Annotated in this window: 17 protein-coding genes; 13 read left to right on the forward strand and 4 right to left on the reverse strand. The window is 33.8% G+C overall.

From position 1 onward, the window contains the following. Nucleotides 1-34 precede the first annotated feature (34 nt). A complete protein-coding gene (dpsA, locus tag CWS01_RS12835; RefSeq protein WP_101177604.1) occupies nt 35-907 on the reverse strand; it encodes a dipicolinate synthase subunit DpsA in 873 nt (290 codons plus the stop codon). Nucleotides 908-1,291: 384 nt separating this feature from the next. Here dpsA and CWS01_RS12840 point away from each other — a divergent pair, with 384 nt between their 5' ends. From CWS01_RS12840 to CWS01_RS12865, 6 genes are all read left to right on the forward strand, one after another. Further along, complete coding sequence (locus CWS01_RS12840) at nt 1,292-2,320, forward strand: TetR/AcrR family transcriptional regulator (RefSeq protein ID WP_101177605.1); 1,029 nt, start codon at nt 1,292-1,294, stop codon at nt 2,318-2,320. A 175-nt stretch (nt 2,321-2,495) separates the two neighbouring features. Beyond that, the gene (gene psiE / locus CWS01_RS12845) at nt 2,496-2,933 is read left to right on the forward strand and encodes a phosphate-starvation-inducible protein PsiE (RefSeq protein ID WP_101177606.1); all 438 of its coding nucleotides are present in this window, start codon (nt 2,496-2,498) and stop codon (nt 2,931-2,933) included. A 170-nt stretch (nt 2,934-3,103) separates the two neighbouring features. Continuing rightward, the gene (locus tag CWS01_RS12850; RefSeq protein ID WP_101177607.1) at nt 3,104-4,384 is read left to right on the forward strand and encodes an MDR family MFS transporter; all 1,281 of its coding nucleotides are present in this window, start codon (nt 3,104-3,106) and stop codon (nt 4,382-4,384) included. 111 nt (nt 4,385-4,495) lie between these two features. Continuing rightward, complete coding sequence (locus CWS01_RS12855; RefSeq protein ID WP_101177608.1) at nt 4,496-5,026, forward strand: sigma-70 family RNA polymerase sigma factor; 531 nt, start codon at nt 4,496-4,498, stop codon at nt 5,024-5,026. A gap of 2 nt (nt 5,027-5,028) precedes the next feature. Then, the gene (locus CWS01_RS12860) at nt 5,029-5,433 is read left to right on the forward strand and encodes a PadR family transcriptional regulator (protein ID WP_101177690.1); all 405 of its coding nucleotides are present in this window, start codon (nt 5,029-5,031) and stop codon (nt 5,431-5,433) included. Between the two features lie 5 nt (nt 5,434-5,438). Next, the gene (locus CWS01_RS12865; protein ID WP_101177609.1) at nt 5,439-6,710 is read left to right on the forward strand and encodes an FtsW/RodA/SpoVE family cell cycle protein; all 1,272 of its coding nucleotides are present in this window, start codon (nt 5,439-5,441) and stop codon (nt 6,708-6,710) included. 48 nt (nt 6,711-6,758) lie between these two features. Here CWS01_RS12865 and CWS01_RS12870 read toward each other — a convergent pair whose 3' ends face one another. Both CWS01_RS12870 and CWS01_RS12875 read right to left on the reverse strand, forming a co-directional pair. Further along, nucleotides 6,759-7,982, reverse strand: coding sequence for an MFS transporter (locus tag CWS01_RS12870; protein WP_101177610.1), 1,224 nt, complete (start codon nt 7,980-7,982; stop codon nt 6,759-6,761). Nucleotides 7,983-8,169: 187 nt separating this feature from the next. Then, nucleotides 8,170-8,925: a DeoR/GlpR family DNA-binding transcription regulator gene (locus CWS01_RS12875; protein ID WP_101177611.1), complete on the reverse strand. Its 756-nt coding sequence runs from the start codon at nt 8,923-8,925 to the stop codon at nt 8,170-8,172. A gap of 526 nt (nt 8,926-9,451) precedes the next feature. Here CWS01_RS12875 and CWS01_RS12880 point away from each other — a divergent pair. The 5 genes from CWS01_RS12880 to CWS01_RS12900 all read left to right on the forward strand — a co-directional run bounded on the left by CWS01_RS12880 (nt 9,452) and on the right by CWS01_RS12900 (nt 16,977). Continuing rightward, complete coding sequence (locus CWS01_RS12880; RefSeq protein ID WP_101177612.1) at nt 9,452-10,816, forward strand: extracellular solute-binding protein; 1,365 nt, start codon at nt 9,452-9,454, stop codon at nt 10,814-10,816. Nucleotides 10,817-10,889: 73 nt separating this feature from the next. After that, a complete protein-coding gene (locus CWS01_RS12885; protein WP_407938568.1) occupies nt 10,890-11,804 on the forward strand; it encodes a carbohydrate ABC transporter permease in 915 nt (304 codons plus the stop codon). 21 nt (nt 11,805-11,825) lie between these two features. After that, entirely contained in the window at nt 11,826-12,650 is an 825-nt protein-coding gene (locus CWS01_RS12890) for a carbohydrate ABC transporter permease (protein WP_101177613.1), read from the forward strand. Between the two features lie 26 nt (nt 12,651-12,676). Next, on the forward strand, nt 12,677-15,790 hold the full coding sequence (locus tag CWS01_RS12895) for an alpha-mannosidase (RefSeq protein WP_101177614.1): 3,114 nt from the start codon (nt 12,677-12,679) through the stop codon (nt 15,788-15,790). Between the two features lie 74 nt (nt 15,791-15,864). Then, nucleotides 15,865-16,977, forward strand: a complete 1,113-nt coding sequence (locus CWS01_RS12900) for a GntR family transcriptional regulator (RefSeq protein ID WP_168714394.1) — start codon at nt 15,865-15,867, stop codon at nt 16,975-16,977. 552 nt (nt 16,978-17,529) lie between these two features. Here CWS01_RS12900 and CWS01_RS12905 read toward each other — a convergent pair. After that, nucleotides 17,530-19,080: a DHA2 family efflux MFS transporter permease subunit gene (locus tag CWS01_RS12905; protein ID WP_101177616.1), complete on the reverse strand. Its 1,551-nt coding sequence runs from the start codon at nt 19,078-19,080 to the stop codon at nt 17,530-17,532. Between the two features lie 338 nt (nt 19,081-19,418). On the opposite strand from CWS01_RS12905, the gene CWS01_RS12910 reads away from it, so the two are divergent. Beyond that, complete coding sequence (locus tag CWS01_RS12910; RefSeq protein WP_157827649.1) at nt 19,419-20,336, forward strand: TetR/AcrR family transcriptional regulator; 918 nt, start codon at nt 19,419-19,421, stop codon at nt 20,334-20,336. A 148-nt stretch (nt 20,337-20,484) separates the two neighbouring features. Continuing rightward, the gene (locus CWS01_RS12915) at nt 20,485-21,336 is read left to right on the forward strand and encodes a GRP family sugar transporter (RefSeq protein WP_101177618.1); all 852 of its coding nucleotides are present in this window, start codon (nt 20,485-20,487) and stop codon (nt 21,334-21,336) included. Nucleotides 21,337-21,355: the final 19 nt, after the last annotated feature.

The following is a 21,355-nucleotide window of genomic DNA, read 5'->3' on the forward strand; positions in this document are numbered from 1 at the left end:
ATCTCATTGCTGAATATCCTTTTCCTTATTAATTTTAAAGATTTTCTATAAATAACTCCGTCAATACATTCCCAATAATTTCACCTGCTGTTTTCGGCGCTACTTTAGCAGGAAGTCCTAAAGACCATAATGTTTTGATGCCTAACTTTTTTGCATAAGCAAAATCAGTTCCTCCTGGTTTGGAAGCCAGGTCAATAATTAGAGCATCTTTGTTTATATGGTCGAGAATACTTGCGTTTATTACGAAATAGGGCATTGTATTAATAAAGATAGCTTGATTCTCTGCTGCTTCAGGAAGATTCTGGATCCATACAGGCGCCATTCCCATTTCGATAACTCTTGCAACATCTTCTTGTTTTCTAATACATACACTTACCCTAGCTCCGACAGAATGAAATAGTCGTGCAACTGTTTTGCCGACTCTCCCAAATCCGAGTACCAGTACATTAGCTTGGTGAATAGTAAATGGCGTGTTTTCAATAGCAAGCATAAGCGCACCTTCAGCCGTTGGAATGGAGTTTAGAATAGCTACATCATCCCGTTCAAAGATAGCAATCATTTTTCGGTTCGCTGCACGTTGAATCTCCTGTAAATATGGAGTAATAACACCAGAATAAATGACACATTCTTTTTTTGTTTTAGCAATCATTTCTTTTGTTAAAATAATGGTCTCAGAGGAAAATGCCGTTTCAATTTTCCCCCCATCATGTATACCAGGTATAGGAAGAAGAATGCCGTCCATTAATGGAAATTCTATTTGGTTAGGTTTAACATGTTTAATATTTTTATGATTAAAGTTTAATTCTTCTAAGCTTGCTAAATAAAGGGTGATATTAAGAGCTGCTAACTGCTTGATTACATCAGCTTGGCGTTTGTCCCCGCCCATAATTAAAAGATTTTTTTTCACATAAATCCTCCTAATTGTTTATTCTGCTTGTATTCTAACAGATGAACCCTTCAGCTTTCATTTTTTTTATAACTCATAAATAAATCAAAAATTTGAATGATTAGTATTTTCTATATTCCTAACGTCTGTGTACTGTTATATAGGATATTACTCAGCAAGTTCCTGCCTGCCTAGATCTCTCGTTTTTTCTTAACATCCTGTATAGGGAAAAATTAAATGAGATTTTTTAGGTGTGATAGGTATAAAAAGCGTAAATGCAAAAAAACTGTTTTATAACAAAATGTAGTTTTTTTGAAATATCCTTTTCTGTTATAATAAGGGTATGGATACTTTCCTTATCAAATCAGTTGAAAGCAAGCGTTTATCTTAGGAGGAGATGTCGTTATGTCCCATGTAGAGGTACAACAGGTTACCAACCATTTAAAACATACGATGTTGATGTTGTTGCGCAAAAAAGGAATTCAGCATATTCAAGTAAAAGACATTACCACACAAGCACATGTTAGCCGTAAGATTATGCTACAATTTTATCCAGACAAATATGCCATTTTTAACGAAATAGTTGCAGAAAAAAAAGAAGAATTGTCTAAACATTTGACGGAAACGAATGAGATTTGCGACAAAATAAAAAAGGAAGATGTTATTTTTTGTACAATACTTGATTTTGTACAAAAAAACAAACCCTTTTTTCAAACGTTTATTGATCGAAAAATGGAGCCATATATTGATTTTTATGATTTTTTCCTCGAGTGTCAGCAGTCTGTCTCTAATGATGAATTATTGGTACGTAGTAGAGCAGTGTCTTTTTATATGACTAGCCTTTATGCAGTAAAAGAGAATAGGGTTTTTTCATTTAATGAAATTTGTGAAAAGTTTCACAAATTTAACGATGAATCTCAGCATAGAATTAATAGGATATGCATAAAGATTACAGGGAAATATAGAGAAAAAAGCAAAGTAGAAGAAATATTGCAGCATGCATTTAAGGAACTTTTGCTGGAAAAGGAAAAGTATGAAGCTATTACTATTTCAGATATTATGAGGAAAAGTGACCTGCGGCGTGCAACCTTTTATGAATGCTACAGAAGCAAAGAGGACTTATTTTCTTCTCTTCTTCAAGAGGAATGCTGCAAATTAATTAAACTATACAGTATGGAACACCATTCAGACTATGATGTAGAAACCCCATCTGCAGTTAGTACTAATCAGGCATATGCTTATTTTCCTCTATTTCATATTTGCAAAAATGGCTGTCCATTGCCTAATTTACTAACTGACATGGTCCATCAAATTATCTCTCTTTATATGGAGCAAAAAAGAAAATTCGATAGAGAGAATATTTTAAATGCGTATTTTTTTTCCAATAAAATATTAGCATTCTTTTTAGAAAAGCTATATAGGCAGAGACTATGACAGCAGTTTTTTTTTTGATGCTGGCTCCAATCAAGAAAATTAAGCAGACAACATTAATTGCAGAAAAAAGCAATTTACCATATATTAATAAATTTTCTGCATATTTTTCTAGAAGGAAAAGCTAACTGCATGTAAAATATAATTAGGAAACTATTATATTTATTGGAGGATTAAGGTGGAATCCAGAAAAAGTGAAAAAAAACAGCATATAAAACAACATGTCAGGCTGTCGTCTATTTTGCAGCTTATATTAAATATTTCATTGGTGCTGCTTGCTGTTACATTAAGCGTATTAATGATTGAAGAGATTATCTATTTTGTTCAGTATGCGATTTCTTTAGAGAACAGCCAGACAAATTATGAACTATTGGAAAGAATTCTAATCTTTTTCTTATATTTCGAGTTTATCGCTCTTATTGTTAAATATTTCCAAGAAGACTATCATTTCCCTCTCCGTTATTTTCTTTACATTGGTATTACGGCAATGGTACGATTAATTATTGTATATCATGATAATGCTATGCAAACACTATTATATACTTGTTCTATTTTAGTGCTTGTCATTAGCTACTATATCATTTCGTCTGCAGCATCTAAAAAAGATAAATTCTAACTTAAACAAAAAAGAAAGATTCCACAAAAAACACTTATTCGATTAGAATAAGGTTTTTTTGTGGGAATCATTTTTAGGAAATTGCTATATTAGAATACCTATATTGATTTTTTGTTCATTTTTTATGATGATCAGTCTTTTGAATAGAAATTGGAGGAGCAAACTAGAGTATGCGTCTTAGAGATTGGGATAGAAATTTAAAGATACGTTTAGCAGGAGAGACAATTGTAAATATTACATTTTGGATGTTTTTTCCTTTCCTTGCTATTTATTTTACTGATTCCTTTGGAAAAACATCTGCAGGAATATTATTGATTGTTTCTCAAGCATTTTCGGTTATGGCAAATCTTCTTGGAGGTTATTATGCAGACCGCTTTGGCAGGAAAAAAATGATGGTGCTGTCTGCTTGTATCCAAGGAATTGCTTTTGTTATTTTCGGTTTATCAAGTTCACCTTGGCTTGATTCACCCATTCTAGGGTTTATCTGTTTTACCATTATCGGCATGTTTGGGGCTATTTACTGGCCGGCAAGTCAAGCGATGGTGGCAGATGTTGTTCCTGAAAAACATCGAAGCAGCGTATTTGCTATTTTTTATACAAGCATTAATATTGCAGTAGTAATAGGACCAATTATTGGCGGGATTTTTTATAAAGATTATCGTTTTCCCCTATTGATTAGTGCAGGAATTCTTAATATTGTTTTAAGCATTATTTTAAAAATTTGGATTGAGGAAACGGCTCCTGCGTATCAACATGTAGGGGGAACAGAAAAACAAAATTGGCTTCGTGCGATAGGTGCACAAATGAAAGACTATCGTGTTATCGTCCAAGATCGGACATTTTTATTATTTATTATCGCAGGCGTGTTAGTTGGACAAACTTTTATGCAGCTCGATCTTTTATTCCCTGTTTATGTAAGTGAAAATATTTCTAATCAGCCATTATTGTCATTTGGAGAATGGTCCCTTGTGATAGAAAATACGCAAGCATTTGGATTAATATTAGCGGAAAATGGGCTGTTAGTTGCGCTATTTACGATTGTGGTAACAAGATGGATGACGAAGTTTAAAGAAAAGAATGTGTTTATTCTATCGTCGATCATTTATGCAATATCGATTTTTCTTTTCAGCCAAACATCATGGATATGGGGCATGTTGTTTGCAATGGCAATATTTACACTAGCAGAACTGATGACAGCAGGCATTCAGCAAGGGTTTATTTCCGAAATTGCCCCAGAAGATAAAAGAGGGCAGTATTTTGCCGCAGCAAGCTTGCGGTTTACTTTTTCAAAAATGCTTGCGCCGCTGTCGATTCCAATGAGTGCATGGTTTGGGTATACATGGACATTTATGATTATATTCATGTTTGCACTTCTTAGCGCCGTTATCTATTATATAATGTTCAGTAAGATGGATAAGAACAAGCATCAAGCTGTATGGGCAGAAGAATAAAGAAAAAGTTGTTTAGAAAGGAGCAGTTTATCCATTCTAGACAACTTTTTTCTTTTTATAAAAACTAATGAAATAGGCATGTCGTCTAATTAGAGGAAAGGAGGATAAGTGGTGGATGAAATAATAATAGATGCATGGAATTTAGAGGATATAGACGCAGTTTTTGCGGAAATTATCGAAAAATATGGACAAGATATGCTGCAGCTGACTTTTTCTTATGTAAACAATAAAGCACTTGCAGAAGACTTGACCCAAGATATCTTTGTAAAGTGCTATAAATCTCTTCATACATATAAACAAAATTCTAGTCTGAAAACATGGCTTTGGAGAATTGCCATCAACCATTGTAAAGACTATTTAAAAAGCTGGTACAACAAAAATGTTGTGGAAATGCAAAATGAAGGCAGCCTGACAAGCAATGGAGAAATGGTGGAAGATGTTATTATTCAACGAGAAGAAGAGGAACGACTTGTTTCTTTTGTGATGAAGCTTCCGGTTAAATACCGAGAAGTCATTTATCTTTATTATTTTGAAGAGCTGACAATCAAGGAAATATCTTTAATTATTCATGTGAATGAAAATACCATTAAGACAAGAATGAAAAAAGCAAAAGCTTTATTAAAAAAAGAATGGAGGGATTAATGGTGGAGAACCGCTTAAAAGGTTTAAAAAAAGCGATGAAAAATACGTTATTTAAAGAGCTGCAATTTCAAGATGAACATAAGTTTCATATTATGAAAAAAATTCAGCAAGAGCAGAGAACAGATGAGATGGTGTTGATTGCCTTGCTGCAATTATTAACAAGCCGAAGAACAGGGTTTGAATTAGCAGAATTATTGCGTGCTCGCAGCATTCAGAAGTTTGAAGAGAAAGAAGGCTTTTTATATACATTATTGCATCGTTTGGAGCAGAAGCAATATATAACAGGGCAATGGATGGAAGCAGAAGAAAAATATTATCAATTAAATGACAAGGGACGAAAATTGCTGCAAAAAGCTGAAAGACAAGAAAAGAAACATTACGCGTTAGAAGCGTTGCTGGAAGGGTGAAATAAATGGGCGATAAAGAGAATTCCTTTCTTTCAGAGGTGACAAGTCAAATAAAATCAAAGGAAGCAAAGGCCTTTGTAGATAAAGAACTGCGTATGCATATAAAACAAATAAAAGTAAGGCTATTGAAAAAAGGGCTAAAAGAAACGGAAGCTGAAGATAAAGCCGTCAAACAAATGGGCAATCCTTTTCAGTTAGGAAGGGATCTCAATAAACTTCACCGTCCAAAAATCGATTGGGTGATGTTTGGTTTACTGCTGTTAGCGTTTGGATTTGGTTTTTTGCCATTGTTTGTGATGGGGGAAGGATATGATAGCAATAGTTTTATTGCAAATAAAGTAATACAAGTATTATTCGGAATAGGAGTAGCAGTGAGTGTTATGTTATTTGATTATAAAAATCTGGAGAAATGGGGGATGTATTTTTATTCAATCGGCTGCAGTATTCTGGCTTGTTTAACCTTTTTTCCTAGTATTGCAGTGAATGGATATTCTTATTTGATTATCGCTACTATTCCTGTTAATGGTTTTTGCGCATTGCCTTTCTTTTTCCTTGGCTGGGCAGGGATTTTTAATCATAAAGGGCTAAAAGGTTGGCAGTTTATTAGTTTATTGCTGTTTTCTTTACTATTATTCTGTAGAAGTAATCAAAGTATTGTACAAATGATGATGTATATAATGATGGTTTTTGTGATGTTATGGTGGAGTGTGCTTGGAAGAAAACAAGTTAGATGGATAACGAGCATTAGTGTAAGTTTACTTTCTCTATTCATCATTCAATTTTTATTGACAGAAAAAGAGTATCAATTAGGAAGGTTAATGGACTTTTGGCACCCGGAAGGATCAGATACTGGTTTCATCTATTTCAAAATAAAAGAAGTGCTCGCAAATGCGAAGTGGTTTGGCGCTTCAAAGACCGTTTCTATTACTAGTGAACATGCTGATTTTGCTTTTATTTCTATTGTGAATGGATACGGTTATATGATAGGGATAGTTATTATTATAATACTTGTATCATTTTTATGGAGAATGGGAAAAATTTTAAATTTAGTGCAAGTACAAGATTCATATGCGAAATTATTAGTAATTGGCGGCATTGTTTTATATTTAATTCCAGTTGCATATAATCTTGGCATGATATTGGGATTGTTGCCGATTATTTCAATCTATCTCCCTTTTGTCAGTTATGGGAATCTTCCACTGTTGCTTCATTCTATTAGCATAGGAGTAATGTTAAGCATCTACCGTCGAAAAGACTTGCAAAGCAAAACTATTTAATACACTCTAAAAAAACAGGACAGCTATTCTGCCCTGTTTTTGCGTCTTTTATAAAGTTCCGTTTGTGTTTGTTAATCTTTTCATTTTTACAGTGATTAATAGAATGGCTGCAATGATCGATAATAACGCAGTGAAATAGAAAACGTCGGCTAAACCTAGGTACTCTGCGATATAACCTGCAAACATGGGGCCAGTTAAAATGCCAATTGCATAAAAAGACTGATGAAATCCCATAGCTGACATTTTTAATTCTCCTGGGCTGTGGTGGACGACTTGCCCTAATAATAACGGAAAAACGAATCCTAGGCTTAAGCCAATAACAGCGTGCAGCATGCTTAATGCAAATAAATTGTTTGTATATGGAATAAAAAATACAAAAAGGCTGGCAACCGTAAAACAGCATATGAGAACAGATGATACATAGTTTTGTTTTACTTTAATAAATACAAGACTAAAGGTAGCGAGAGCATGGGGAATAAAAAAAGCGCTTGTTAACCATAAAAGGGAGCCTTCTTTTACCCCAAGCGTTGCTGCATACATAGGGCTAAAGCCAAATATCGTAATGAATAATAAAGAATGTGCAATAAAAGAAAGAAAGGTCATCATTTTTAATTGTGGAATATGCCAAGTCATTTTTATGATGGCAAAAACCTTTTTGCTTTCTGTAATTCTTTCAATTTCTGCTTCTTTAATATTCCATGCTAAAATTCCTCCGAGCAATGCAGAAACAGCACCAATCCAAAAGGGAATCTCCCAGCCAAAATATTCTACTAAATAGCCGCAGATAGCCATGCTGACAAATTGAGAAAATACCGTCAAAAATTGCAGGATGCTCATAGCTTTAGAAGATTTTTCTTTTGAAAAATAATTAGAATAAAGGATGGTAGCCATTACCCACATAGAAGCGGTGATGCCTGCTAGCAATCTAGCAAGTAAAATGATATAAAAAGTCTCAGAGATTAAAAAGAGGGCACAGCTTATTAAGGCCATTACAAATCCGAGTACAAGCAAATAGCGCCTCATCCCATGAAGCAAATCAGACAAAATCCCAAGAGGGAAGCGAAATAGTATTTGGGTAATCCCGTAACTTCCTAAAATAAAGCCGATAGAATTATAGGAAAAACCGATATTTTCTAAATATAAACCGAAAACAGGTGTATAAATATAAATCGCAAACCAAAAGAAAAATACAGAAGATAAAAATAAAAAATGATTTTTTTTCGCATAACTATTTTTAGTATATATAGGCAATTGTTTATGTAATACGCTCATTCTCGCAGCAGATCCTTTCTGAATAGATTAGAAGCAATCTTTTGTATGGTAGTAAAAGCTCGTAATGAATATAGCTGGCTATTAAAAATTTTTTGTTCGTGTATTTTTTTGGGGGAAATCATTAAATAATCTAATAATTCTTGCGCTTTTAAAAACCACCTCTAAAAAACAGGAGGTGGTTTATCTTTTAGGTTGCTACAATCAAATCAAGATTATTTTCATTTGCAAATTCTTTATAGGCTTCTGTTGGATCTTGATCTGTCACTAAATAGTCAATTTCGTTTAAGCTGCAATAGGTCATTAATGCGTATTTATCAAACTTTAAATGATCCACTAGCAAAAAAACTTGAGAACTTCTTTCTACCACATTTTTTTTAATTTCACTTTCTAAAGGAGACGAGTTTGTCACACCGTTTGAAAGGGAAATGCCTGTAGAGGCCATAAATGCTTTGTTAATATTATATGCTTTAATGACATCCATGCTTTTGACACTTGTAAATGCTTTTGTTTTTCTTTCTAAAACGCCGCCCAGTGTAATAACATTTAAATTTTCATACGGCAATGCTTGAATAATAAAATCCAGATTATTAGTAATAATTGTTAATTGTTTGGTCTTTAAATATTCTAACATTTCTAGAGTAGTGGTTCCTGAATCAATAAAAATAATATCATCATCTTCCACAAACTCAGCAGCTGCTTTTCCGATTAATTCTTTTTCTGTTTTGTTTTGAATCTGCCGATCATGGAAGGAGATGAGGTTGCTGTGATTGATTGCAACTCCTCCATATACTTTTTTTAGAAGCCCATTTTCCACTAGTTCTTGGACATCCCGTCTAATCGTATTTTTGGAAACATCAAATACGGTAACCAGCTCATCTAACGAGACTGTTTGATGTTCTAATACAAAATCTTGTATTTGTTTTATCCTTTTTGTTTTTAACATAGGTTCCCCACCCTTATTTCATCAATTATCAAACAGATTAGCTATTATTCATAAAAAAAGACAAAAAATAAGAAAATACTCAAGACTTATGCAGATATTTCTATTTCTTGTATTTTTAGGAATGGAATGAAATGTAAGCGTTATTATTTTTTATTTCATTTCCTGTTCATATTGATAGTATACCAAAAAATAACCAAAAGTTCATCATAAATATCAGAAAATGTAAGTGGATACATAAAGGGTTGTTTTTTATCTAGAATTTGGTGAAAACTTTATGGGAAAACAACTATATATAGAGGAGGAACTGTACTATTGTTTGATTGTTTTAAAAAAATGTCGAAAATAGTAGTAAGAAAAACATGTTATCTATATTGACATATATCATATATATCAAGTATGTTATGTGTATAAAATATTTTATATGAATAAAGGGGGAGAAACATTTAAAAAATTTTACGTTATTATGTAAGCGTTTCCTTTTGATGATCAGCACTTTTATTATTAAACAGGAAGAGAGGTTTTATTAATGGGTAGGACGAAAGTAGGGATTGTTAGTCTTATAGCAACTTGTTTCTTGTTAGGTGCATGTTCTAATCAAAGCGCAACAAAAAAGGAAGAGAACGATAATACCATAACAATAACGTATAGATCTGGTGGAGGAGCTAATGCCGGATTAACTGAATGGTTGAACCAAGAGGTAATTCCAGAATTTGAGAAACAAAACAAAGGTGCAAAAATTGACCTCTCCCCACTTAATGTTTCGGAAGGAGATTATTTTGCCAAGATTGCTCTTATGTTGAAGTCAAAAAATACTGCTCCAGATCTTGTGACAGAGGATACATTTATGGTTAATTCAGATGCGAGTGCTGGATACTTAGAACCTTTAGATGAAAAAATTAAAAATTGGGATGATTGGAGCAATTTTACTGAAAATGTAAAACAGGGTGTTATGGCTCAAGATGGAAAAATATATGGAGTGCCATACAATACCGATTCCCGTGGGATTTGGTATAACAAGGAATTATTTAAAGAAGCAGGTATAGAAGTCCCATGGCAGCCGAAAACATGGGAAGATATATTAAATGCTGCAACAGCAATTAAAACAAAATTTGGCAAAGAAGTAACTCCTTTATGGATGAACTCTGGAAAAGCAACAGGAGAAGCTACCTCTATGCAAACATTTGAGATGCTTTTATATGGTACGGAAGATCCTTTATACGATCATGAAAACAAAAAATGGATTGTGAAAAGTGCTGGACTGTTAAATACTTTTCAATTTATCGATGATGTTTACGAAAAAGATTTAGGAGCCAATTTATCACAAGTACTAAATGGTAACGGTTCGACAATTGCTTATCAGCAGCTTCTTCCAAAAGGTAAGCTTGCAATGGGGATTGATGGAATTTGGCAAACTGGAAACTGGAGAGAAGATGGATCAGCTCCATGGAAAGATGCTTTTGATGTTCTCGGTTTTGCGCCAATGCCAACAGAAAATGGTCAAGGTGCTGGTAATGTAACTATGTCCGGTGGATGGGCATTTTCTATTCCGAAAAATGGAAGTAATAAAGATTTAGCTTGGAAATTTATTCAATTTGCCTCTAGTAAAGAAAAGAATTTATCACTTCTGCTTAAAGATCGAAGCTTAACACCAAGAGATGATGTTGCCAAAGATCCAACTTATCAAGAAATTCCTATGTTTAAAGAAGCCACAGGGTTTTTACAAAATGCTCAATTCAGACCAGCAGTAGATAAATATCCAAATGTATCAACAATTATACAGACGCTGGTAGAAGATGTTGCAACAAATAAATTAACTCCAAAACAGGCAGTAGAACAGTATAAAGAAAATGTAACAAAATTAGTAGGGGAAGACTTAGTGATAGAAAGATAAAAAGGAAATTCCCCAGAAATAGATTTGTATTTAACCTATTTCTGGGGGGAATCCAATAAAGTGAGGTGTTTAAATGAAAACCGAACCTATCCTATCAGCTCCAAATAATAAAAAAATGAAAAAAGACAATAAAATCAGGGGCTCTTTTTTATTTTTACTGCCTGCCTGGATACTTCTTTTCATATTTTTTGTGGGACCAATAGCGTTGACGTTCTATTTTGCATTTACCAATTTAGCTTTAACAGGATCTGAAGCTCAAAGCATAAAATTTGTCGGTTTTCAAAATTTTGTCACGATGTTTGAAGATCCTAATTTTAAAACTAGTTTAATTAATACGATCGTATTTTTGGTTTTTTCTGCAGTGATTGGCCAACAAGTTTTGGGATTTATTTTAGCGTTATTAATGAAGGAAAAAAATAGATCATTTCGAAGAATTATTGGCATTATTATTATTGCAGGCTGGGTAACTCCCGAAATCGTTGTTGCCTTTTGTTGGGTAGCTTTTTTAAGTGATAATGGAACATTAAATACTATTTTAAATGGTTTGGGATTAGAATCGATAACATGGCTATATTCATTCCCTATGGTAAGTGTAATCATTGCTAACATTTGGCATGGTACAGCTTTTTCCATGCTGGTTTTTCAAGCATCTTTAGACGATGTGCCAAAATCAATTGAAGAAGCAGCAAAAATAGATGGGGCAACAAGGTTTCAAACACTTTTAAAAATTGTGCTGCCAATGGTAAAAGGTTCAATAGTAACGAATATGATACTCGTTACTTTACAAACATTAGGTGTATTTACTCTGATTTTTGCAATGACTGGCGGAGGACCAGGAACATCTACACAAACATTGCCAATTTTTATGTATAATCAGGCCTTTGTCAATTATCAATTAGGTTATGGAACCGCAATATCACTCATCTTGCTGGTGATAGGAATTATAACAAGTTTAATCTATATGCGTTCCATGAAAGCCAATGTATAGAGAAAGGGGGCATTTCTTCATATGAATCGTTTCAAAAGGGAAAGGATTATTCCTTATATTATTTTAACCTTAATCGGCATGGCATTTTTACTTCCCTTACTTTGGGTATTAACAGCTGCATTTGATCCGAATGCACAGCAGGCACTAAAAATGCCAAAATCATTGACTCTAGCTAATTTTCAATCTATTTTGTCAGACCCTGCTACGGTCAAGTCCTTTTTTATTGGCATCTTTTTATCCTTTGGCCAAGCTATATTGGTAGTGATAGTAGCTGGTTTAGCCGCTTATCCGTTATCTAGATATGCATTAAAATATAAAAAACCATTTATGTATACCGTTTTATTTATGACTTCTCTTCCAATTACTGCAGTAATGGTACCAGTTTATCAACTTTTCATATTTATGAATTTACAAGATAGCCTTATTGGGACAATGCTTTTTTTGACTGCATCAGGATTGCCTTATGGAATTTGGATGATGAAGAATTTTATGGATGCTGTTCCTTTAGAGTTAGAGGAGTCAGCATGGGTTGATGGTGCATCTGTATGGAAGAGTTTGCAAAAAATTGTCTCTCCATTAATGCTGCCAGGTATTTGTACAGTTGGAATCTTTACATTCACAGGAAGTTGGGGCAACTTTTTTGTTCCTTATATCTTGATACAAACTCCGGAAAAATTCCCAGCTTCTGTAACCATTTTTCAGTTCTTCGGAAGCTATGGAATGATTGAATATGGAAAACTAGCAGCCTTTTCCTTATTATATACTTTTCCAGCAGTAGTGCTTTATATTTTTTCTCAACGATTTATGTCACAGGGGTTTAGTCTTGGTGGAGCTTCAAAAGGATAATAATATTGCAAGGAGGAATAATGAATATGTTTTGGACAATTGAAAAATTAGAAAAAAGAATAGTAGAATTGGAAACATATAGATATAAACAGGTGAAAGAGATTTCTTCCTTTCAGATGCAGCTGGATGCAGAGGGTGATGTAGGGGCTAAACCTCCAAGTAACGGGGAATGGGAAGAAATTAAATTGCAGGAAAGATGGGCAGGGAGAGATAAATATTTATGGCTATTTGCAGAAGTAGAGATTCCAAAAGAATGGAATAATCAAACAATTGTTGGCGTGTTTGATTTTGGCATTACAGGCGGGGGAAATAACTCGAGTTTTGAATCTTTGCTGTATGTAAATGGGGAACCCTATCAAGGGGTAGATATGAACCATCAAGAGGTGTTTCTGCCTAAGGAGTTGGCCGGTAAGAAAGTTCAGCTAAGTTTCCGCTTATGGTCTGGGTTAGAAGGTGGGGGTAAACCGACTATTCAGGAACATAAACTAAATAAAGCATATATTTCTTTGTTAGATGAAGAAGCAGATGATTTATATTATACTTCAAAGGCTGTATTGGAAACGATTAAGTACTTACCAGAAACACAACCTGAAAGACAACTGCTTTTAAAGGCATTGGATAAAGCATTTCTGTCCATCGATTGGTCCATTAGTGATTCGATAGAGTTTTATCAAACAGTAAATGAGGCAAATCAATATTTGCAAGCAGAAATAGACGAAATGCCGAAAAACTATCCTGTAACGGTTCAAGCGATTGGCCATACACATATTGATGTAGCATGGCTATGGAGATTAAAACATACAAGAGAAAAAGCAGCCAGGTCTTTTTCCACTGTACTGAGGCTGATGGAGAAGTTTCCTGACTATGTGTTTTTACAAACTCAGCCTCAGCTCTATGAATATATAAAAAATGATTATCCAGAGATTTATAGTCAAATGAAAAAACGTATCGAGGAAGGACGTTGGGAAGCGGATGGGGCAATGTGGCTGGAAGCGGACTGCAATTTAACATCTGGTGAATCTCTTGTTCGACAACTGCTTTTGGGAACAGCATTTTTTCGGAAGGAATTTGGAAGGGAATGTGAATACTTATGGCTGCCAGACGTTTTTGGATATAGCTGGGCACTGCCGCAAATTCTTAGTAAATCAGGAATAAAAACATTTATGACCACAAAAATCAGCTGGAGTCAGTATAATAAAATGCCCCATGATACTTTTAAATGGCGGGGGATAGATGGCACGGAAATACTTACACATTTTATAACAACACCAGAAGATGAGTATTGGTTTTACACTTATAATGGAAAAATCACTCCTCGAACAGTGAAGGGAATATGGGAGGCGTACCGGGATAAATCAGTGAATCAGGAGCTACTTCTGTCATATGGCTATGGAGATGGGGGCGGTGGAGTAAATCGAGAAATGCTGGAAATGAGAAGAAGATTAGATAAAATGCCTGGTCTTCCGAAAGTTAAAACTGGTAGAGCGGATGAATATTTTAAGCGCTTGCATGAAACGGTGGATTCGACAGATCAATATGTACATACATGGGATGGAGAATTGTATTTAGAATATCACCGTGGAACATATACCTCGCAAGCGCACAATAAACGAATGAATCGAAAAATGGAACTGTTGCTAAGAGAAGCAGAATGGATAAATGCATTAAATTGTGCTATCCAGGAAAATTGGTTGCTATATCCAAAACAAAAATTAGAAGACAGTTGGAAAATTGTCTTAAGAAATCAATTTCATGATATTATTCCAGGTTCGTCCATCCAAGAAGTTTATGAAGATAGTAAAATAGAGTATAAGGAAGCGGAAGCATTGGCATATCATGAATGGAAGAATGGTGCTAATGCTTTAGTTTCAGACAAAGAAAATGCCTTTACAGTCTTTAATTCTTCCACATTTATAAGAAATGATCTGTTGGAAATTAGGGAAGATGTAGGATTTGATATTCAGTGGATTGATAATAATGGAAACCTCTTAGAAGCAGAACGAACTGCTGATAAAACATGGTTAATTAATGTGAAAAATCTGCCATCAACGGGAATTACAACTATTCATTGTCAACAAGGAAAACAGGAACTTGAATCAAAATTCACGTTTGGTCAAAATGAGCTTGCAACACCATTTTATCGGATAAAATGGAATGAAAAAGGCCAATTAATCGAATTATTGGATAAAGAAAGCAATAGAGATATATTGCCTCAAGGTTCGAGGGGAAATGTATTACAAGTATTTGAGGATAAACCAATGCAGTACGATGCTTGGGATATCGATATTTATTACCAACAAAAGATGCGTGAAGTCGATGAATTAATACATGTGGAATTAATCGAAAACAGTTCGTTGCGTTCTATTATACAATTTAAATGGAAATATAAAAATTCACTTATCGTTCAGAACATGACGGTATATTCGACAAATCGAAGAATAGACTTTAAAACAAATTTAAATTGGAATGAACAAGATCAATTACTGAAAGTTGCTTTTCCAGTAGCCATTAGAGCAACAGAAGCAACATATGATATTCAATATGGAAATGTAAAAAGGCCGACTCATTGGAATACAAGCTGGGATTACGCTCGTTTTGAGTCGGTTGGACATCAATGGGTCGATTTATCAGAAAGGGGGTATGGCGTAAGCTTATTAAATGATTGTAAATACGGACATGATATTAAGGATAACGTAATAAGACTTACTTTACTAAAGTCAGCAACTTATCCTGATATTACCCAAGATCAAGGAGAACATCAATTTACTTATAGTCTTTTGCCTCACAAAGATAGTTGGATAGAAGGAAATACAGTGGAAGAAGCATGGAATTTGAATAATCCTTTAACTTATACAAAAGGTTGTGCTAGAAAGGATATATCATTCTTTGCTGTAGATAAGTATAATGTATTAATAGATGCAATAAAAAAAGCGGAAGACAGCGATAAGCTTATTGTACGATTGCATGAATTTACTGGTGCTAGAACAAATGTTACGCTGAAGAGTGATTTAAACATCGAATCTATACAAGAGTGTGATTTAATGGAGCGGGCTATTGGAGAAAAGAAGGATATAAATGAATGGAAATTTTCTATCAAACCTTATGAAATTAAAACGTTTATTATAGCATTTAAGAAATAAGTAGAATACTTTAGCTGCCCTTTAAGTATTGTCCATATACTTAAAGGGCTTATTAAATATTTGAGGTGATGCAAGTGAAGGCTTTGTATGAACAAGTGTACTCAGCGATAAAGAAGGATATTTTTTCTGGAAAATACAAGGCTGGCGAAAGGGTACCGTCAGAAAAAGAGTTATCCGAACATTTTAAAGTAAGCAGAATAACAAGCAAAAAGGCATTAGAATCTTTAGAAAAGGATGGAATTGTCTATCGGCAGAAGGGAAAGGGAACCTTTGTATCAGAAAACTGGGAAAATGCATTGCTTGCTAAAACTAAACAAAAGAAACCTTTGATAGGACTTATATTAACTAATTTTGATGATACTTATGGAAGTAAAATAATTTCCAGTATAGAAAATGCAACATCAGGTACTGCTTTTGTTATTTTAAAACGTTCTTTTGGTTTGCCAGAAAAAGAGGAGCAAATCTTAAAAGAATTATTGTCTATTGCAGTAGATGGAATTATTATATATCCAGCTCAAGCAGAACATTACAGTTCAGAAATACTGAAAATGGTCGTAGATAAATTTCCTTTTGTATTGATTGACCGATCCTTTAAAGGAGTTGCCGCTTCTTCTGTATCTACTGATAATGTAGAAGCCGCAAAAAAAGGGGTTGAATATCTATTTGAATTAGGTCATAAAAATATAGGCATTATTTCTCCAAATGAAATGGGGACGACAACACTGCAGGATAGATTTAGAGGTATTGTAGAAGCTTATGCTGAAAAAGAATTAATTGTAAATAAGAATTTGTGGTGCACACATATAAAAAGTACGTTGCCTGAACCGAAAAGCACACAAGAAGAAGATATTAAAGAAATAGAAAGCTATATAACAAATAATTCGTCATTAACAGCATTATTTGCTTTTGAATATAATATAGCCCGTTTAGCGCATCAGGCGGTTAATAATTTAGGGCTGCATGTTCCTAAAGATATTTCTATTATATGTTTTGATGAACCCGCCCTGAATATAGGGAGCTGGAACTTTACAAGACTTGTACAAAATGAAGAAGAAATCGGGGAGCTTGCGATTAAATATTTAATGGATATGATTAATGGTGATGATACTATTAAGCAAAAGAAACTATCCGTATCCTTAATTGTTGGAGACTCAACTGATTCTGTTGCTGAGAAAGTGGATAAATAACCCTGCTAATAGGAAGAAGTGGCCCTTTCTATTAGCGGGGTTATTTTTTTGTGCAATTTACTTGAAGAAAGAGCTTTTCTTCAGAAATATTCTAAAGGAAATCTATCCATTCATTTTCTTTATTTCATTCGGAATCAGGTGCAGTAATCCATGCAAGGGTACTTGGATGGGTTAAGCATCGAGAGCAGGATTTTACACATAGATGAGCCCGTTCTCTTAGATCATTAACTTTTTACATATTCTACCATTCTTAAAGGAAGTGCACGTTATGGCAATAATAATTTATAACCTATGAGAAAGCTTTAGGCTGTGTAATAAATTTATTGTAATCTCTTTTTATAACGGTCAATGATTTTGAGCACAATAACGCTTTTATTTGATTGTTTCAAAAAAATAGAAATAGGAAGTGAAAATTGAAGAGAAAAATCAAGTGAAAATATTAGTTAGTGCGGAGCAAAAGCTAAAAGTGTAACGTTTTTAATAAGTTTGATTAAAAAAACCTAACTGAAAAAAGTGAATAACATTTTTTGATCAGTTAGGTTTTTTAGAGTTTTAGTTGTTTTCCGCTAATTTATTTGCAGACGGAGCATGTTTAGCATTTGTGTTTTTAGAAATTAAATCTTCTGCAGGAACAGCACGTTTCATAAAGAAGGATAGTATCAATGCGATGATTACCACCCCAACAGAGATTAAAAATGCATCATTTATTCCTTCAAGCATTGCTTTCATTGCAATTTGTTCTTTAGCAGCAGCGATTGCATCAGCAGTTGGCTGTGTTGTTGCATTGCTCATGCTTTTCATTGCATCTGCTGCAATTTCTTTTGCATGTGTTTCTGTTCTGTTGGACATGATTGTAATCAATATTGCAGAACCGATAGCCCCAGAAACTTGTGACAGTGTATTATTCATTGCAGTACCATGCGGATTTAAGCGTTGCGGCACCTGGTTTAACCCATTTGTCATAACAGGCATCATAATCATAGACATACCAAACATACGAACAGCATAGATAATCATTAGTGTGGAATACTCTGTTGTCATTGTTAACTTGCTGAATGCGTAAGTTGTACCGGCAGTTATAATTAATCCAATGACAGCAAGCACACGAGCACCATATTTATCAAATAGTTTACCAGTGATTGGAGACATGATTCCCATAATGATAGCTCCTGGCAATAACAGTAATCCTGAATCTAAAGGAGAAATCCCTCTAATTGTTTGAATATATAAAGGCATTAACAGCATTCCTGAGAACATTGCTATATTCACGACAACAGAAATAGCTGCTGATAATGTAAATAAAGGATACTTAAAGATTCTAAATTCAAGCATTGGACTAGGTAATTTTAATTGGCGCATGATAAATAGAACTAAAGAGATAACACCTACAATTAATGGACCATATACATGGAAGCTGTCCCATCCTTTATCTCCAGCAGAACTAAAGCCATATAATAATCCACCAAAACCTAAGCTTGATAAAAGTACAGATAGTTTATCGATTGTAATATCAATTTTCTCTTTTTTATCTTTTAATTTAAAGATAGCAAATAATAATACGATTGCGGCAATTGGTGCAACAATATGGAATAATGTTTGCCAATCATAATGCTCTACTACATAACCAGATAATGTTGGACCGATTGCTGGTGCAAAAACCATTACTAAACCAAAAACACCCATTGCACTTCCCCGTTTCTCAACAGGAAAACTAGTTAGTAGAAAGTTCATTAATACCGGCATCATGATAGCAGAACCAGATGCTTGGACCATGCGGGATGCAAGCATGGTAGGGAAATTGCCAGAGAATCCAGCTACAATGGTTCCTAAAGTAAATAGGGACATCGCTGTAATAAACAAGCGGCGAATCGAATACTTTTGAATTAAAAATGCAGTCGTTGGAATCATGATTCCATTTACAAGCATATAGCCAGTCACAAGCCATTGACCTGTTGATTCGCTAATTCCAAAATCTTTCATAATGGAAGGTAAAGCAATATTTAGCAAGGTTGAATTTAAAATTGCCACAAAAGCCCCTGCCATTAAAATGGCGATAATGCCATATGGGGGTTTTTTTGTATGTTGTGTTTCTGTTTTATCCATTTATATGTCCTCCTTAATAAAGTGAAACTACAATCAGAAGGAAATAGCATTTCCTTCTGATTGATTGAATGAACCGGGATGAACTCTCGGTACAATTTTTATACAATTGTTCTAGGCTTAAATAATAATATACTGCCGGTTCATTTTTTGCAATAAAAAGTTTAGGTAATCTAAAATATAAAATTTAATATAAAATTTAAATTTTCAAAATTATTTTAACTGCTATAAATGAAAGGTGTTTCGCAATGCTTTGAACTAGTGAAAGTTGTATTTAGTTAAGAAATCGGGTAGTATTCATTTTGAACAGGCAGTCTAATTTATCCTTAAGGTGATGGATGATGAATAATCGGAAAAAACATGTAATGAATAGGGCCCATGAATTATTTATTGAAAAAGGATTTCATACAACATCTATTCAAGAAATCTTGGAAACCAGCGGCATTTCTAAAGGAACTTTTTATAATTATTTTACAAGCAAAAATGAACTGTTAATTTCTATATTTAAGAGCATCTATTCGGAGATAGAAGAGAAACGAAAAAAATTATTAATGGGTGAAAATAAAAAAAATATAGATATTTTTATTAAACAAATTGAATTGCTTATCAGAACAAATGATCAATATAAAATTATTTCTTTATTTGAAGAAATATTATTTACAAAGGATGAAGAGCTGAAAGAGTTTTTAAAGCTAAGAAGAATTCAAGAATTGCACTGGGTGCATGCACGGCTTCATGATATTTGTGATGCAAAAAGCAAACCCTATTTATTAGATTGTGCAATTATGATGACAGGCATTCTTCACAACTTATTTTATTTTTATTCTTTGGAGAATAAAGATAAATCAGATATACACAAAGTAGTAACATATGCTGTCAATAGAATCATCAGCAATGCAAAAGAACTATCTATTTCAAAAGAACAATTGCTGGATCCAATTGTTTTAAAACAATGGCTTCCTGATGCAGCACATCAAAAGTATCAAGAGAAAGAACTGCTTCAAATTATAGATGGCCTAAAAGCAAAAATAACCGAATCTTGCATGAGTGAAAAAGATAAAGATAAATTTTTTGAACTCATTGACTTTGTCAGAGAAGAACTTCATGATAATGATTCAGCGAGAATCCATTTAGTGGAAAGTGCTATTGGCACTTTAAAGAGCTTAATAAAGGATGAGCGGTGTCAAATATTGCTGTATGAATTAGAAAATCAATTTAATTCCTATATTAATCAATACAAAAAGACTATATCTAGATAAAACACCTAACTTTTTTGGAAAAGTTAGGTGTTTTTTTATATTTTGCTAAAAAATCAGTTTGTTTCATCTCGTCTTTTTTAAATCAGGATTAAAGTTTTCATTTTAAGGGAAAATAAAAAAAATCAATGAGAAAGAAGGTTTGAGTGATTTGGATTTATTTTTAAGTTTGCTTCCTGCCATATTTTGGGGAAGTATTGTGCTTCTGAATGTAAAGATTGGCGGAGGTGCTTATAGTCAAACATTAGGAACAACAATTGGGGCATTATTATTTTCTTCCGTTGTGTATCTAATTGCAAGACCAGAGCTTACAATCACTATTTTTATTGTTGGTGTTATCTCTGGGATTTGTTGGTCGATTGGTCAAAGCGGACAGTTCAAGTCCATTGAATATATTGGTGTTTCGAAAACAATGCCGATTTCTACTGGTTTGCAAATTGTTTCTACAACGCTTTTTGGTGTATTAATTTTTCGTGAATGGACAACAGCAACGACCATTATTCTCGGCGTTATTGCGATTGCTTGTATTATTGGAGGGATTGTTTGTACATCCTATGATCAGGAACGCAGCAATGAAGAAGCAAAAAAATTTAAAAAGGGCGTTGTTACCTTACTTATTTCTACACTCGGCTATTTAGGATATGCCGTTGTTGCTCGGGCTTTTGGAGTCAATGGATGGTCGGCCCTGTTTCCGCAAGCCGTTGGAATGACAATTGGTGGGATTATTATTACATATAAGCATAAACCCTATAATAGATATACATTGCTGAATATATTTCCTGGGCTATTTTGGGCTGCTGGAAATATGTTTCTGTTTATTTCCCAGCCTAAAGTCGGGGTTGCCATCAGCTACTCTTTATCTCAAACAGGAGTAGTCATTTCTACACTTGGAGGCATTTTTTTATTAAAGGAAAAGAAAACAAAGCGTCAGCTTATCTTTATTGGCATTGGAATTATCTTAATTATTATTGGGGTAGTTTGTTTAGGATTAGCAAAAAGGTAAATAAAATCATCTGGAGGTA

Origin of the sequence: Niallia nealsonii, assembly GCF_002835805.1 — a bacterium.
Lineage (GTDB): Bacteria > Bacillota > Bacilli > Bacillales > Cytobacillaceae > Niallia > Niallia nealsonii.